Raw genomic sequence first — 15,873 nt, 5'->3', positions numbered from 1 at the left:
CTCGCAGCAACGGCGAGGTTGTGTGTCTCGGTATTACTTCAACCGGGATAAGATAGCCCGACTTAGTGGCCCGGGAATGGAACCAGGCTATAACAAGTCAGCCCCTGCTTTTCCAGACGCTGCTCGCCGCCCAGATCAAACAGGTTAATGATAAAGGCAGCATCGGTCACTTCGCCACCCAGACGGCGGATCAGCTTCACGGTCGCTTCAATCGTGCCGCCAGTTGCCAGAAGATCGTCCACAACCAGGACTTTATCACCCGGTTTGATGGCATCAACGTGGATTTCCAGCTGATCGGTGCCGTACTCCAGCTCATAGGTCTCAGCAATAACTTCACGCGGAAGCTTACGCGGTTTGCGTACCGGAACAAAGCCGACACCCAGCCCCAACGCTACCGGCGCGCCAAACAGGAAGCCACGCGCTTCGGTGCCAACCACTTTAGTGATCCCCGCATTTTTGTAGCGCTCAACCAGCAATTCAATGCTGAGGGCGTAGGCTTTCGGATCTTCCAGTAAACTGGTGACATCACGGAAAAGAATGCCCGGTTTTGGGTAGTCGTGGATGCTTTTGATGCTATTTTTGAGAAACTCAAGCTGCTGTGCAGTCGCGGTCATAAGTTTGTGCCTGATTAATACAGTATTACTTCACGGCGCACTATACACTTCATCCTCGACGTATCTTGAATGATTTTGTGTCTATATTAGGGCCAAGGTTACACTTGGTTAACCTTTGACCATCTGCGCCTGTGCTCGAAAACGGTCGAATTTACTGGCTGCGAGAGACAATTGCAACAGCGATTATTGCGCTTTACTGCTTTTGTTGTTTTTCATCAATCACCGGGATCCGCCACATAAAAATCAGTAAACAGGCGAGAATAACCAGCAGCAGGCCGCGTACCCACATCATATTGACCAGCCAGAGGGAAATAGCAAACGTCACCAGGATCAACAAAATAGCGCGCGGTTTTGCTCCCGGCGGCATCGCGCGGTGCTTTTGCCAGTGACGCAGATACCCGCCGAACCACGAACGGTAAAGCAACCAGTCGTGAAAACGCGGCGATGAGCGGGCAAAACACCAGGCGGCCAGCAGTATAAACGGCGTCGTCGGCAACAGAGGCAATACTACGCCCAGCGTACCTAGCACTACCGCTATCCAGCCAATGATGATTAGAATAATGCGTTGCATAATATCAGTACTTAACACAGAGAATCGCTACTTTAGCATAACAGTTCTCATTTTCATCGGAGTGTTGTTGTGAAAACCGCCATGCTGTTACAGACGCTCGAAAACCAGCTTAACCGCCTGCGACAGCGTTGTGCTCCACAGGCGCACCACACAACGCTTAGCGCCCGCTTTGACAGGCATCTGTTTCACACGCGCAGCACATTGCTGCAGGCCTGCCTGGATGAAGCTGACGATAATCTTACTGCCCTACGTCGCGCCGTTGAGCAGCAACAACTACCACAAATCACCTGGCTTGCGGAACACCTTGCCTCACAGTTAGAGGCGATTTCACGTGAAACTGCCAGTTGGTCGCTACGCGAGTGGGACAGTGCATCTCCAGGTCTGGCGCGCTGGCAGCGTAAGCGGGTCCAACATCAGGAGTTTGAACGCCGTCTGGTTGAAATGACGCGTGAACGCAAAGAGCGTCTGGCTCAGGCTACCGGCTTTGCAGAACAGCAAAAACTGCATCGTGAAGTAGAAGCATTCGAGGCGCGACTGGCGCGCTGCCGTCATGCTCTGGCAAGAATAGAAAACGTGCTGGCGCGTTTAACCCGTTAATCCCCGGAGAATTTATGTCATTAGAGAACGCCCCGGACGAGGTCAAACTGGCCGTCGATTTGATTGTTTTACTTGAGGAAAATCAGGTTGCACCTGAAACCGTACTGAAGGCGCTGGAGATTGTTAAACGGGATTACGAAAAGAAACAGCTCTCTTCTTCAAAAAACGCGCTATAGCTGAAATGCCTGATAGCGTTGTACTTATCAGGCCTACGAATGAATCGAAGCTCGCAGGCCTGATGAGCTTTTCTATTAACCTACCGAAGGCGTCGGATCATCACCTTTAATGATGTCACGCTTAACCTCGGTCACGGTGTCGCCCTTCGCGTTGTGCAGGTGCACTTCGAGCTGGTTAAAGGCGATATCAATGTCGTTTTCACGGCACAAACGATCGACCGCACGGTTCAGTTCATCAACCGTGTGGCTACGATCGCGCAGTTCACGCACGTATAAACGCAGCTCATGATCCAGCGTGCTGGCGCCGAAGGCGGTAAAGAACACCGCAGGCTCCGGATCGTGCATCACTTTCGGGTGTTCCATCGCCGCCTGCAACAGCACTTTCTTCACTTTGTCCAGATCCGAACCGTAGGCCACGCCGATGCGGATCACCAGACGCGTGGTGGTATCGGAAAGCGACCAGTTGATCAAACGCTCCGTCACAAAGGCTTTGTTCGGGATGATCACCTCTTTGCGATCGAAGTCGGTAATGGTGGTGGCACGGATACGGATCTTGCTGACCGTTCCTGAGAACGTACCGATAGTCACGGTATCGCCAATGCGGACCGGGCGTTCAAACAGAATAATCAAACCCGAAACAAAGTTACCGAAGATTTCCTGCAAACCAAAACCAAGACCAACCGACAGGGCTGCTGCCAGCCACTGTAGCTTATCCCACGAAACACCGAGCGATCCGAAGACCGTCATCGCGCCGATGGCGATGATCGCGTAGTTAAGGATCGTGGTGATCGCATACGAAGCGCCCTGACGCATCTTCAGTCGCGAGAGCACCAGCACTTCCAGCAGGCCGGGTAAGTTACGGATCAGCGCCCACGCGACCATTGAGGCAATAATCGCAAACAGCAGGCTACCCATGGTGACGTCTTTCACCACTGCCGCACCCGCTTCGGTACCGTTGTAATGCCAGAGCGTAATGCTGTCGAGATAGCTGAACACGGTGATCAAATCAGACCAAATGGCCCAGAACAAGACACCAAACAGGGCAACCATCACCAGCATAGTTATACGCAGCGTTTGCTGGTTAACCTGCTCAAGCGCGATGGTCGGTTCTTCCTGCGGTTCGGCACCTTCCGCTCCTTCTTTCACCAGGTTCTGACGACGTGCCAGCGCGCGACGCCAGGCGATACGGCGTGCCGCGACGCTCAACCCACGCAGCACGGTCTGGTACAGCAGGTTCCAGAGAATGACCAGATAAACCGTTTCAATCCAGCGTCCCGCCAGGCGCAGCGTGGTGTAGAAATAGCCGGTCGCCGTCAGCACCATTAATGCTATCGGGATAATAGACAGCACGGTAATCGTCACCAGACGCAGACCATGCGACTCTTTATCACGCCAGCTTTCGCGGCACATTGGCCATACCAGGAAGGCGATCAGCAGCAGGTTGAGGAAAATCACCACCTGACCCAGCACATCGTCCATCAGATTGAGCGGTGACAGTTCAGCAATGACCGACCAAAAATTAAGCGGCAACAGCGCCAGGCTAATACGCACGATTTGGCGGCGCCAATGGCTAGTTTGTTTTGCTGGCATACCAAAATGACGAATTGCCACGCCATCTTTTTCCAGCACCTTCCAGCACAGACCAAACACCAGCCAGAAGACGGTCATCTTCTTACTGAACGCCCACAGCAGGTCGCTGATATTCAACTGCATGGTAAGCAGAATCAGACCTACCGCGAGGATAATCAGGCACGCCGGCAAGGCTCTGATGAGATCGATCAGAATCGCTTTTGGCGTGTTGAGCTGACTGTCATTACGCAGGTTACCCACCGCAGCGGCTAATTTCGCCTGATACTCTTTCAACCATTTCAGACGCCAGCGGATTAACCCAGCAATGAGCAGCAGCGGCAATCCCGCCAGGAACGCAATAAATACTGCAGGCCACGCTTTTTCCCAGTTCACCGTGATTTTCATCGACTTAAACTGGTCTTTAAGTGTTTGCGGGAAAGCTTTGATCCAGTCCCAGTCCATCGGACGGTTACTGTTAACCCAGAAAATCTGCTGCGTGAGGATCCCTTTCAGGTTTTTCGACACGCTCATTAACTGCTGCTGGTTAATTTGCAGATTAATCGCCATCATCAGTTGGTTGCCCAGTTGCTTATTGAGCTGATCCAACAGTTCACGACGCATATCCACAACCTGCAGTAAGGCATCATGGACTTCGCCGTTAACTTCGTTGCTGTGCCCTTCTTCCAGTTTGGCGACAAACGCATCATTCTGGAACAGCGCGTCGCGCTGCTGGTTGACCTCGAACTGCTCCAGACGCAAGTCGGCGATCCGGTTGGTCATATCGGCAAGTTCATCCGCCGACGGCAGCGTTTGTTGTTGCTGATACAGAATACGCGACAGCAGCAGACTGCCTTTCAGAACGGCGATCTGTTCTTTAATGTTGCGTTCGGATTGCAACGCGCGGTCAAGCCAGTTTTTGACTTTGATATTTTGCTGCATCAGGCTGTTGCCGTTTTCGGTCGCGGCAATCAGACGCTGGCTGAGCTGATGGTTAACATCAAGCTCCTGCTTCACCAACGGATTGGACTGAATACGCTCGGCTTCATCCGGCGTGACTGCTTCCTGCGCCGTTTTTTCGGTTAACGTCAGTCGCTTGCTGTTCACCGCTTCCTGCAGGAGCTGGAGCTGATGCTCAAGGCGGTTACTGTTCGCCGTCACGTAATCACGTTGTTTTTGCAAGGTATCCTGCAAAATCGTATTACCTTCGAGGCTCTTTCGCTGTTGGTCGATCTGCGCATTCAGCAGCGCCTGCTGCGCCTGTAACAGTACCTGCTGGCTGGGGCGTAAAGCACCTTCGCCTACATTAGTGCCATCAAGTCGGTTGCGGATTTGCTGCATCTGCTGCGACGCAGTGTACATCGCATTTTGTACGCGCTCTGGCTGGGTCTGGAGCGACACCAGTTGGCTGTTGTAGGCAGCAAGATCGTTTTGCGAGCTTTGCAGGTCATCAAGCACCTGCGCGACGCGTGACTCAAGCTGTCGTAAGGAAAGCGTGCTCAGCGTTTTTCGCGTTTCGTCGTCATTGTCGACATCGCTGAGCGAATTTAGCGCATCCGTCGCCTGGCGCATTTTCTCCGGCGCCTGGGCCACTTTCTGGCGAAGCTGTACGGTCTCATCTTTCACGCGATCAATTTTATCCAGCGTGGCTATAGTATCGATGAGATCCTGTTGGACCAGCTTATCCTGCGCGGAGAGATCTTTTTGTTTACTCAGTGCGTCCAGTTGGCTCTGAATATCTGCTTTGGTCGGCAGTTCACCACTCTGTTGCGCCCGCGCAAATGCAGATGACTGGCAGGATAACAATAGAATGAAGAAAAGTATGCTAATAGCAATTACATGCTGTGAACGTTTATAGAGCTGCAACATAGTCATGAGAATGAATGTTTCTGAACCGGGAAAGTGACCGGAAATAGTCAAGCGGCAAGAATATCACGGCTGTGACCGGCAGAATAGCAGCAGGCAAAACGACCAGGAGAATTCCTGGTGCAGAATGGCAAACTAGCTTGTCTCTCCAGCCTGCAGGCGCAAGCTTGGACAAAGCAGACACATCTCCAGCAGCACCGCCACGTACTGGCGAGCCTCATTCTTCAGATCAAACGATTCGGGAGCAAATAACCAGTTCTCCATGATCCCGGAAATATAGCTACGCATTAACACCGCTACACGACGTGTGTTCAGGTTTTCCGGCAACATGTTGACATCCATACAGTGGCGTAACGTTTTTTCTATACGGTCATAGTTTTCCAGACACAGGCTACGTTCGACTAACTGAACTGATGCTATTTCCCCGACAAATTCGCATTTGTGGAATATAATCTCCATCAATAAACGTCGGCGTTCTTCTGTCACGGTAGTTTCAAGAACGTAAATTAAAATTTCTCTTAATACTGATAGTGGATCGTCAGGGAATTTTGCCTGATACTCAGTCTCTAACTCATCAATGTTAGGTTTTGCTAGCTCCCAGATTTCACTGAATAAATCCGATTTGTTTTTGAAATGCCAATAGATTGCACCGCGCGTCACACCAGCGGCTTTTGCGATCTCAGCCAGCGAGGTGGATGAGACCCCTTGTTGCGAAAACATACGCAGAGCGACATCAAGAATGTGTTGTCGTGTTTCCTGTGCTTGTTGTTTGGTTTTTCGTGCCATAGGTCAGTGAATTTACAGGCGTTAGATTTACATACATTTGTGAATGTATGTACCATAGCACGACGATAATATAAACGCAGCAATGGGTTTATGGGCTTTAAGCCATTGATCAATTTGAAATCGGACACTCGAGGTTTACATATGAACAAAAACAGAGGGTTAACGCCTCTGGCAGTCGTTCTGATGCTCTCAGGCAGCTTAGCGCTAACAGGATGTGACGACAAACAGGCCCAACAAGGGGGCCAGCAAATGCCAGAGGTTGGAGTTGTTACGCTCAAAACTGAACCTCTACAGATCACAACCGAACTTCCGGGTCGCACCAGTGCGTTTCGTATTGCTGAAGTTCGTCCTCAGGTTAGCGGGATTATCCTGAAACGTAATTTCACGGAAGGTGGTGACATCGAAGCGGGTGTATCTCTCTATCAGATTGATCCTGCTACTTACCAGGCCGCTTATGAAAGTGCAAAAGGCGATCTGGCTAAAGCACAAGCCGCAGCAAACATTGCTCAACTGACGGTGAAACGTTATCAGAAACTGTTGGGTACTAAGTACATCAGCCAACAGGACTACGATAGCGCGTTGGCTGACGCACAGCAGGCAAACGCCGCCGTCGTTGCCGCGAAAGCTGCGGTAGAAACTGCACGCATCAATCTGGCTTACACCAAAGTGACGTCACCGATCAGCGGTCGCATTGGTAAATCATCCGTTACGGAAGGCGCTCTGGTGCAAAACGGTCAGGCGACCGCACTGGCGACCGTTCAGCAGTTGGATCCCATCTATGTAGACGTGACGCAGTCAAGCAACGACTTCCTGCGCCTGAAACAAGAGCTGGCCAACGGCACGCTGAAGCAAGAGAACGGTAAAGCGAAAGTCGAACTGGTGACCAATGACGGCATTAAATACCCGCAGTCCGGTACGCTGGAATTTTCTGATGTGACGGTAGATCAAACCACTGGGTCGATTACGTTACGCGCAATTTTCCCGAACCCGGATCATACCTTACTGCCGGGTATGTTCGTCCGCGCACGTCTGGAAGAAGGGATTAACCCAACAGCATTACTGGTTCCACAGCAAGGCGTTACCCGCACACCGCGTGGCGATGCCAGTGCATTGGTTATCGGTGCAGACAACAAAGTTGAAACTCGTCAAATTGTCGCCGCACAAGCGATTGGCGACAAATGGTTAGTCACTGATGGACTTAAGCCGGGCGACCGCGTGATTGTTACTGGGCTGCAGAAAGTACGTCCTGGCGCGCAGGTAAAAGCGCAGGAAATCACCGCTGATAACAACCAGCAAGGCCAAAGCGGTAGCCAGCCTGAACAGTCCAAGTCTTAACTTAAACAGGAGCCGTTAAGACATGCCTAATTTCTTTATCGATCGCCCAATATTTGCGTGGGTGATCGCCATTATCATCATGTTGGCAGGGGGGCTCGCGATCCTCAAATTGCCGGTAGCGCAATATCCGACTATTGCACCGCCAGCAGTGACGATCTCCGCGACCTATCCTGGCGCTGATGCCAAAACAGTACAGGATACTGTTACGCAGGTTATCGAACAGAATATGAACGGTATCGATAACCTGATGTACATGTCCTCTAACAGTGACTCCACGGGTACCGTGCAGATCACCCTGACCTTCCAGTCTGGTACTGATGCGGATATCGCACAGGTACAGGTGCAGAACAAACTGCAGCTGGCCATGCCGTTGCTGCCTCAGGAAGTACAGCAGCAAGGGGTTAGCGTTGAGAAGTCATCCAGCAGCTTCCTGATGGTTGTCGGTGTTATCAACACCAACGGCACCATGACGCAGGAGGATATTTCCGACTACGTTGGCGCCAACATGAAGGATGCCATTAGCCGTACTTCAGGCGTGGGCGACGTTCAGCTGTTTGGTTCTCAGTACGCGATGCGTATCTGGATGGATCCGAACAAACTGAACAACTTCCAGCTGACACCGGTTGATGTAATCAGCGCCATCAAAGCGCAGAACGCCCAGGTTGCAGCCGGTCAGTTAGGTGGTACGCCGCCGGTGAAAGGTCAGCAACTTAACGCATCGATCATCGCGCAAACCCGTCTGACCTCCGCTGATGAGTTCAGTAAAATTCTGCTGAAAGTGAATCAGGATGGTTCCCAGGTTCGTCTGCGTGACGTGGCGAAAGTGGAACTGGGCGGTGAGAACTACGACATCATTGCGAAGTTCAACGGTAAACCGGCATCCGGTCTGGGTATCAAGCTGGCAACAGGTGCTAACGCCCTGGACACCGCAAACGCTATCCGCGAAGAACTGAAGAAGATGGAGCCGTTCTTCCCGTCAGGTCTGAAGATCGTTTACCCGTATGACACCACGCCGTTCGTGAAAATTTCTATTCACGAAGTAGTGAAAACGCTGGCAGAAGCAATCATCCTCGTGTTCCTGGTAATGTATCTGTTCCTGCAGAACTTCCGCGCGACGCTGATTCCGACTATCGCCGTGCCGGTGGTACTCTTGGGTACGTTTGCCGTCCTGGCGATTTTCGGCTTCTCAATAAATACCCTGACGATGTTCGGGATGGTGCTCGCCATCGGCCTGCTGGTGGATGACGCCATCGTGGTGGTCGAGAACGTTGAACGTGTAATGGCTGAGGAAGGACTACCGCCGAAGGAAGCAACGCGAAAATCGATGGGCCAGATTCAGGGCGCATTGGTGGGTATCGCGATGGTGCTGTCAGCGGTATTTATCCCAATGGCGTTCTTCGGGGGGTCGACCGGTGCAATTTACCGTCAGTTCTCCATCACCATTGTTTCCGCGATGGCGCTGTCTGTACTGGTGGCATTGATTCTGACCCCTGCCCTGTGTGCGACCATGCTAAAACCGATTGCTAAAGGCGATCACGGAGAAGGCAAAAAAGGCTTCTTCGGCTGGTTTAACCGCATGTTCGATAAGAGCACGCATCATTACACCGATAGCGTGGGCGGTATTCTGCGCAGCACCGGTCGTTATCTGGCGCTGTATCTGATTATCGTTGTGGGCATGGCCTATCTGTTCGTTCGTCTGCCAAGTTCGTTCCTGCCAGATGAAGACCAGGGGGTATTCCTGTCTATGGCTCAGCTGCCAGCGGGTGCGACGCAAGAGCGTACCCAGAAGGTACTGGACGAAATGACGGATTACTACCTGACCAAGGAAAAAGCGAACGTTGAATCGGTGTTTGCCGTTAACGGTTTCGGTTTTGCTGGTCGTGGTCAGAACACCGGCATCGCGTTCGTTTCTCTGAAAGACTGGAGTGAACGTCCTGGCGAAGAGAACAAGGTTGAAGCGATTACTCAGCGTGCAATGGGCGCATTCTCGCAGATTAAAGACGCAATGGTCTTTGCCTTTAACCTGCCAGCGATTGTGGAGTTAGGGACCGCAACCGGTTTTGACTTCCAGTTGATTGACCAGGCGGGTCTGGGCCATGAGAAGCTGACTCAGGCGCGTAACCAACTGTTTGGTGAAGTCGCGAAGCATCCTGATCTGTTGGTCGGTGTTCGTCCTAACGGTCTGGAAGATACGCCGCAGTTCAAGATCGATATCGATCAGGAAAAAGCGCAGGCTCTGGGCGTTTCCATTAGTGATATTAATACAACGCTGGGTGCAGCATGGGGCGGAAGCTACGTGAATGACTTCATCGACCGTGGTCGTGTGAAGAAAGTTTACGTCATGTCTGAAGCGAAATATCGTATGTTGCCGGAAGATATTGGAAACTGGTATGTCCGCGGTAGCGATGGACAGATGGTACCGTTCTCCGCCTTCTCCACCTCACGTTGGGAATACGGTTCGCCGCGTCTGGAACGCTATAACGGTTTGCCTTCCATGGAAATCTTAGGCCAGGCCGCTCCGGGTAAAAGTACCGGTGAAGCCATGGCGATGATGGAGCAACTGGCCAGCAAACTGCCATCCGGTATCGGTTATGACTGGACTGGTATGTCCTACCAGGAACGACTGTCCGGCAACCAGGCTCCAGCCCTGTATGCTATTTCACTGATCGTCGTATTCTTGTGTCTGGCAGCGTTGTACGAGAGCTGGTCAATTCCATTCTCCGTAATGCTGGTTGTACCGCTGGGTGTTATCGGTGCATTGCTGGCAGCAACGTTCCGCGGCCTGACCAACGACGTTTACTTCCAGGTAGGCCTGCTCACAACCATTGGGTTGTCGGCGAAGAACGCGATACTTATCGTAGAATTCGCCAAAGACTTGATGGATAAAGAGGGTAAAGGTCTGATAGAGGCGACGCTGGACGCAGTACGCATGCGTTTACGTCCAATCCTGATGACGTCACTGGCCTTTATTCTGGGCATAATGCCGCTGGTCATCAGCTCCGGCGCAGGTTCCGGTGCGCAGAACGCCGTTGGTACTGGCGTAATGGGTGGGATGGTGACGGCAACCGTGTTGGCGATCTTCTTTGTTCCGGTGTTCTTTGTGGTGGTACGCCGCCGCTTTAGCCGCAAAAATGAAGATATTGAGCATAGCCACTCAGTAGAGCATCATTGATACATCTCTAAAGATAAGGCCGCGCAAGCGGCCTTTTTTCTGAAAAAATCATAAAAATCACTTATTGCCATTCCGTTTATTTTCTATCGGGTAAATAAGCGATATAATCCTTGCAGCCTTAAAGGCTATTCTTAAAAAAACAGCGAGAGTTCTTATTTACTTTAATAAATATTAAGATTAATCCTATCCACTGGTTTTCATTGTCGGTTGTTGCCTTTCGTTGCTAAACCTAAACAAGATAACCCGATGATTGCCCGAAGAATAAAGAAATTGTCCCATTTCGAATAGCGGCATTTATCTGTTAAAATGTAAAAATGACGTAGCATCATAATTTTACATAATTGTAATTTTTCGTGATATGACGATGAAATCTTTTTTAGAGTAGATTATAGTTAAATCATCAGGAGTCGCGGGCAAGTTCCAGGTAGTTGTTGTATCCATCCCGAAAGGTGTTCGGTTAGTTTAAGCCACTAAGAAGGGGATGCGTTATGGATGAATACTCACCCAAAAGACATGATATCGCGCAGCTTAAATTTCTCTGCGAAACTCTGTATCATGACTGTCTTGCAAACCTTGAACAAAGTAACCATGGCTGGGTTAATGACCCTACCTCTGCAACCAGCTTGCAGCTCAATGAACTGATAGAGCATATTGCAACCTTCGCACTTAATTATAAAATTAAGTACAATGAGGACAATAAGCTGATCGCGCAGATAGATGAATACCTGGATGACACTTTTATGTTGTTCAGCAGTTATGGTATTAATACGCAGGATCTGCAGAAATGGCGGAAGTCAGGTAATCGACTGTTTCGCTGTTTTGTCAATGCCACCAGGGCTAATCCTGTTAGTTTGTCTTGTTAAAAATTATTACAATCATAGGTAAGAGTTATGTCCGATAAACCATTAACTAAAACAGATTATTTGATGCGCCTGCGACGTTGCCAGACAATTGATACGCTAGAGCGCGTTATTGAAAAAAATAAATATGAATTGTCCGACAACGAACTGGCTGTATTTTACTCAGCAGCAGATCATCGCCTTGCTGAATTGACCATGAATAAGCTTTACGACAAGATTCCAACTTCTGTTTGGAAATTCATTCGCTAATTGCACTCAAGGTTAAGTCAGGTATAGCGGTACATTTGTCTGGCTGACCGTTTTCGTATTTATACCTGTCATACTTCAAGTTGCATGTGCGTTGGCTTTCCTCGCTCACCCTAGTCACGTACTAATGTACGCTCCCAGGGATTCGCTGCGTCGCCGCCTTCCTGCAACTCGAATTATTTAAGGTATACAATGGTTATTTAATTCAAATCACGTGACTATGATCACAGCAAAGAAGCGGGAACGTTCCCCTTGCTTGCATTACGTTTTACTGTGCTGAAATAACCTTCAGTACACAGGGAAATCGTAATGCGTAATGAAAAGCAAAAAATGATCGCCGGCGAATACTATCGCCCGGCAGATGAAACACTGCGCAGTGACCGACTACGCGCTCGTCAGTTGATCCATCGCTACAATCTCACCGCTCCCGATGAAAAAAATGAGCGTCAGGCAATCCTCCATGATCTGTTAGGGCAGAGTGAGGGTGCCTATATTGAACCCTCTTTCCGGTGTGATTACGGTTATAACATCTATCTTGGTAAAGACTTTTACGCTAATTTCGACTGCGTTATGCTCGACGTCTGTCCAATTCATATTGGCGACAACTGCATGCTGGCACCTGGCGTTCATATCTATACCGCGACCCATCCGCTGGATGCTACCGAGCGCAACAGTGGCCTGGAGTTCGGAAAGCCCGTGACTATCGGCAATAATGTCTGGATAGGTGGCCGTGCAGTGATCAATCCTGGCGTCACGCTGGGCGATAACGTGGTTGTGGCATCAGGTGCAGTAGTCACTAAAAGCGTTCCAGCGAACACCGTGGTTGGGGGCAATCCCGCAAGGATCATCAAAACGCTGTGATCTTAAATGTAACTGTTATGCTAAATTACGGTTAATCTGTTACTTTCTTCAAAGGGTATCCCCTTTTAAAATAGGGCGATCCCTCCTGAATTTTGCAGATATCACGAAGGCAAGAGATGACAGAAATACAGCGCCTGCTTACTGAAACAATCGACGACTTAAATATTCGCGAGAAGCGCGACAACAAACCGCGCTTTAGCATCAGCTTTATTCGCAAACACCCAGGGCTGTTTATCGGCATGTATGTTGCCTGGTTTGCCACGCTGGCGGTGATGCTACAGTCAGAAACGTTAGTCGATTCAGTATGGCTGCTGGTGGTACTGTTCGTTGTACTCAACGGCTTTTTCTTTTTCGACGTTGCGCCACGGTACCGCTTTGAAGATATCGACGTTCTGGATTTTAGAGTTTGCTATAACGGAGAATGGTACAACACGCGCTTTGTCCCCTCCTCGCTCATCGATACTATCCTGCACTCACCGTCCGTGGATAGCGAACATAAAGCACAGCTGCAAAAGATGATATCGCGTAAAGGCGAACTCTCGTTTTACGATGTCTTTACGCTTACCCGCGCCCAGACCACCCAGTAACAGCATCTCAGCGCAGATAAAAAAAGTGCGTTCCAGCCCAGGCAACGCACTTTAATCCCTGAAATGCTGGCAAAGAAACTAACGTCTCTTTTTACGCCCCTGTACTGCTTTAAAGCGCGGATTCGTTTTGCAGATAACGTACAAACGCCCTTTGCGTTTTACTATCTGGCAGTCAGGATGGCGCTGTTTTGCGCTGCGAAGTGAATTGAGTACCTGCATTTTAACCCCGCTTAACGCCAATAAAATGACCAAAACGTTTTTGGAAACGTGCTGCACTACCTTCATTATCAAAGGTTTTTTGTTTCCCGGTATAATACGGATGCGATTTAGAAGAGATATCGAGGGTCACGTACGGGTACATTTCCCCCTCAAACTCAATTTCACGCTCAGTCTTAATGGTCGAACCGACCTTAAAGAATTCATTGGCACTGGTATCGTGAAACACCACGGTACGGTAAAAAGGATGAATATCCGGTTTCATGGTAACCTCAATTTGTTACGTTATAACATAACCAACAAAGTACACCACTCTTGTACAAACCACAACCTGATTTACGCTACAGGGAGTTAAACGGGATGATAAGTGGCCGTAAATATATGATGTCAATCGAATAGCTTTTCGGGGTTTCAGATATACTTTCCCTACGCTGTGTAAATAAGGATATCACTGTGACAACACGACATCTGATAAGCCTGGTGACTGGGGTACTGTTCCTTTCCATCCTCGCGCCTGTAGGTTTAAGCCTGTGGCTTGCACATCGTCAGGTCGAAACGAAATTTATCGATGAACTCGACATGTTCTCAACACGAGTCGCATTACGTACGGAACGCGTAGGCGAGCAGGCGAAAAAAGCATTACGCCATATTGAAGCATTTCAGGGGGTGCCTTGCAGTGATGAGCATCTGCTGGAAATGCGTCGTTTGTCATATAGCTATCGCTATATTCAGGAAGTGCTGTACCTCAAAGATAACATTCCGCAATGCTCATCTCTGGAAAAAAGAAGCCAGGCAGACGCATTTCCACCCGCAATGAAAGTCACTCCTGATGGATATCGCGCATGGCTTACCACGCAAAATGATTTGGGCATCAAGCGCTTTATAGCAGCATTAGGGAGCGAACATTATATTGTGATGGTCGATCCGGGTTCTTTCATTGACGTCATCCCGTTTGGCTCATGGCCGATTGAAGTGACTATCATTGGCACCATGCGCAACGTCGTAGTTGCCAGTAGCGCCGATCTGCCATCGGACGTTTTGCAGCATATACAGCAAGAACGATCGATTACTCATTTTAACAAAGATGGCAGCATTTATAACGCCCGCCCCTTTCCTGAGTTGGGCATCACGATCGTAACCTGGGCGTCTACCCTACCATTGCAAAAAACCTGGCACCGGCAGGCACTGATCTGGCTCCCGGCAGGTATTCTTATCGGCTTGCTCACCGCCGCCTTTGTTTTGCGTATTTTGCGCCGCTTACAGTCGCCCCATCACCAGTTGCAGGACGCTATCCAGCATCGGGACATCAAAGTCCACTATCAACCAATTATCTCGCTCAAAACGGGGAAAGTGGTTGGGGCAGAGGCGCTGGCTCGCTGGCAGCAGGCCGATGGGAGTTATCTGTCACCTGAAATTTTCGTCGCGCTGGCGCATGAAACCGGGCTGACAGAGTCCCTCACCCGGTTGATTATTGAAAGCGTATTTGAAGATTTAGGCAAATGGCTGCGTCAGCATCCTGAGCAGCATATATCCATCAACCTTGAGTCAGCCGATCTGTCCTCCGAAACGCTTCCGGCCCTGTTAAGCCAGAAGGTGAACCACTGGCAACTTAAGCCTGCGCAAATCGCGCTGGAGCTAACTGAACGCGAATTTGCTGACCCAAAAAACAGCGCGCCGTTTATTGCCAAATACCGTCAGGCGGGTCATTCAATCTATATTGATGACTTTGGTACCGGCTATTCCAGCCTGAGTTATTTGCAGGATCTGGATGTAGACATTCTGAAGATAGACAAATCGTTCGTCGATGCACTGGAGTACAACAACGTCACACCACATATCATCGAGATAGCAAAAGCGTTGAAACTTGAGATGGTGGCGGAAGGTATCGAAACCGAGAATCAGGAAACCTGGCTACGCAAGCACGGAGTGCAGTACGGTCAAGGCTGGCTTTACAGCAAAGCGCTGCCGAAAACGGAATTTATACTGTGGGCAGAAAAACGGCTTTAACATGGCTGTTGATGTTGAGATGGCTGGCGGCACGCCGCACAGCCAGTCACATCACTCTTCCATAATGGGCGCAAATCCACCGTAGATCATTCGCTTGCCATCAAATGGCATAGATTCACCGAATTCCTTCATACGGGGATCGGACATCATCTTCTGATTCGCCGCGTCGCGGACCTCTTTGGAAGGGTATTCAATCCAGCTGAATACCACTTCTTCATGATCCTGCGCTTTCACAGCCATGCGAAAATCGGTCAATTTGCCGTCAGGGACATCATCTGCCCAGCACTCCACCACGCGCAATGCACCGAACTCCTTGAAAAGCGGAGCTGCTTTTGCCGCCATCGCAATGTACGCCTCCTTGTTTTCAGCGGGTACGGCAACCACAAAGCCATCAACATACTTCATGAGAAAAA

General features: G+C 50.0%; 16 protein-coding genes. 9 read left to right on the top strand and 7 right to left on the bottom strand.

What is annotated here, in order from left to right:
• Positions 1-62 precede the first annotated feature (62 nt).
• Positions 63-614 carry an adenine phosphoribosyltransferase gene (gene apt / locus OGX67_RS21595; protein WP_003021759.1) on the bottom strand — a complete coding sequence of 184 codons (552 nt, stop codon included), beginning with the start codon at positions 612-614 and terminating at the stop codon, positions 63-65.
• 193 nt (positions 615-807) lie between these two features.
• Positions 808-1,185: a DUF454 family protein gene (locus tag OGX67_RS21590; protein WP_003847534.1), complete on the bottom strand. Its 378-nt coding sequence runs from the start codon at positions 1,183-1,185 to the stop codon at positions 808-810.
• Positions 1,186-1,254: 69 nt separating this feature from the next.
• On the opposite strand from OGX67_RS21590, the gene priC reads away from it, so the two are divergent.
• Together priC and rsmS are read left to right on the top strand one after the other, a co-directional pair.
• A complete protein-coding gene (gene priC / locus OGX67_RS21585) occupies positions 1,255-1,782 on the top strand; it encodes a primosomal replication protein N'' (protein ID WP_257651685.1) in 528 nt (175 codons plus the stop codon).
• A 14-nt stretch (positions 1,783-1,796) separates the two neighbouring features.
• Positions 1,797-1,958: a pleiotropic regulatory protein RsmS gene (rsmS, locus tag OGX67_RS21580; RefSeq protein WP_003021750.1), complete on the top strand. Its 162-nt coding sequence runs from the start codon at positions 1,797-1,799 to the stop codon at positions 1,956-1,958.
• Between the two features lie 75 nt (positions 1,959-2,033).
• On the opposite strand, the gene mscK is transcribed toward rsmS, so the two are convergent.
• Both mscK and acrR read right to left on the bottom strand, forming a co-directional pair.
• Positions 2,034-5,399, bottom strand: a complete 3,366-nt coding sequence (gene mscK, locus OGX67_RS21575) for a mechanosensitive channel MscK (protein WP_048219469.1) — start codon at positions 5,397-5,399, stop codon at positions 2,034-2,036.
• Positions 5,400-5,525: 126 nt separating this feature from the next.
• Positions 5,526-6,176, bottom strand: a complete 651-nt coding sequence (acrR, locus tag OGX67_RS21570) for a multidrug efflux transporter transcriptional repressor AcrR (RefSeq protein ID WP_003021744.1) — start codon at positions 6,174-6,176, stop codon at positions 5,526-5,528.
• 141 nt (positions 6,177-6,317) lie between these two features.
• Here acrR and acrA point away from each other — a divergent pair, with 141 nt between their 5' ends.
• The 6 genes from acrA (at position 6,318) to OGX67_RS21540 (ending at position 13,237) form a co-directional block, all read left to right on the top strand.
• Positions 6,318-7,511, top strand: coding sequence for a multidrug efflux RND transporter periplasmic adaptor subunit AcrA (gene acrA / locus OGX67_RS21565; RefSeq protein ID WP_003835922.1), 1,194 nt, complete (start codon positions 6,318-6,320; stop codon positions 7,509-7,511).
• A gap of 22 nt (positions 7,512-7,533) precedes the next feature.
• The gene (acrB, locus tag OGX67_RS21560) at positions 7,534-10,683 is read left to right on the top strand and encodes an efflux RND transporter permease AcrB (protein WP_286527216.1); all 3,150 of its coding nucleotides are present in this window, start codon (positions 7,534-7,536) and stop codon (positions 10,681-10,683) included.
• A gap of 488 nt (positions 10,684-11,171) precedes the next feature.
• A complete protein-coding gene (tomB, locus tag OGX67_RS21555) occupies positions 11,172-11,546 on the top strand; it encodes an Hha toxicity modulator TomB (RefSeq protein ID WP_003021733.1) in 375 nt (124 codons plus the stop codon).
• A 27-nt stretch (positions 11,547-11,573) separates the two neighbouring features.
• Positions 11,574-11,792, top strand: a complete 219-nt coding sequence (gene hha, locus OGX67_RS21550) for a hemolysin expression-modulating protein Hha (RefSeq protein ID WP_002892050.1) — start codon at positions 11,574-11,576, stop codon at positions 11,790-11,792.
• 306 nt (positions 11,793-12,098) lie between these two features.
• A complete protein-coding gene (maa, locus tag OGX67_RS21545) occupies positions 12,099-12,650 on the top strand; it encodes a maltose O-acetyltransferase (protein ID WP_003835924.1) in 552 nt (183 codons plus the stop codon).
• Positions 12,651-12,766: 116 nt separating this feature from the next.
• On the top strand, positions 12,767-13,237 hold the full coding sequence (locus OGX67_RS21540) for a YlaC family protein (RefSeq protein ID WP_003021724.1): 471 nt from the start codon (positions 12,767-12,769) through the stop codon (positions 13,235-13,237).
• A gap of 78 nt (positions 13,238-13,315) precedes the next feature.
• On the opposite strand, the gene ykgO is transcribed toward OGX67_RS21540, so the two are convergent.
• Together ykgO and OGX67_RS21530 are read right to left on the bottom strand one after the other, a co-directional pair.
• A complete protein-coding gene (ykgO, locus tag OGX67_RS21535; RefSeq protein ID WP_005125190.1) occupies positions 13,316-13,456 on the bottom strand; it encodes a type B 50S ribosomal protein L36 in 141 nt (46 codons plus the stop codon).
• A gap of 1 nt (position 13,457) precedes the next feature.
• Complete coding sequence (locus OGX67_RS21530) at positions 13,458-13,718, bottom strand: type B 50S ribosomal protein L31 (RefSeq protein WP_003021719.1); 261 nt, start codon at positions 13,716-13,718, stop codon at positions 13,458-13,460.
• Positions 13,719-13,906: 188 nt separating this feature from the next.
• Here OGX67_RS21530 and pdeB point away from each other — a divergent pair, with 188 nt between their 5' ends.
• A complete protein-coding gene (gene pdeB / locus OGX67_RS21525; RefSeq protein ID WP_257651688.1) occupies positions 13,907-15,460 on the top strand; it encodes a cyclic di-3',5'-guanosine monophosphate phosphodiesterase PdeB in 1,554 nt (517 codons plus the stop codon).
• Positions 15,461-15,511: 51 nt separating this feature from the next.
• Here pdeB and OGX67_RS21520 read toward each other — a convergent pair whose 3' ends face one another.
• On the bottom strand, positions 15,512-15,865 hold the full coding sequence (locus tag OGX67_RS21520; protein ID WP_003831033.1) for a DUF1428 domain-containing protein: 354 nt from the start codon (positions 15,863-15,865) through the stop codon (positions 15,512-15,514).
• Between the last annotated feature and the right edge of the window lie 8 nt (positions 15,866-15,873).

This window comes from Citrobacter sp. Cf118, from assembly GCF_030334095.1.
GTDB classification, from domain to species: Bacteria; Pseudomonadota; Gammaproteobacteria; order Enterobacterales; family Enterobacteriaceae; genus Citrobacter; species Citrobacter freundii.
The sequence above is the reverse complement of the archived record's forward strand: the minus strand, read 5'-3'. Positions and strand labels throughout refer to the sequence as shown.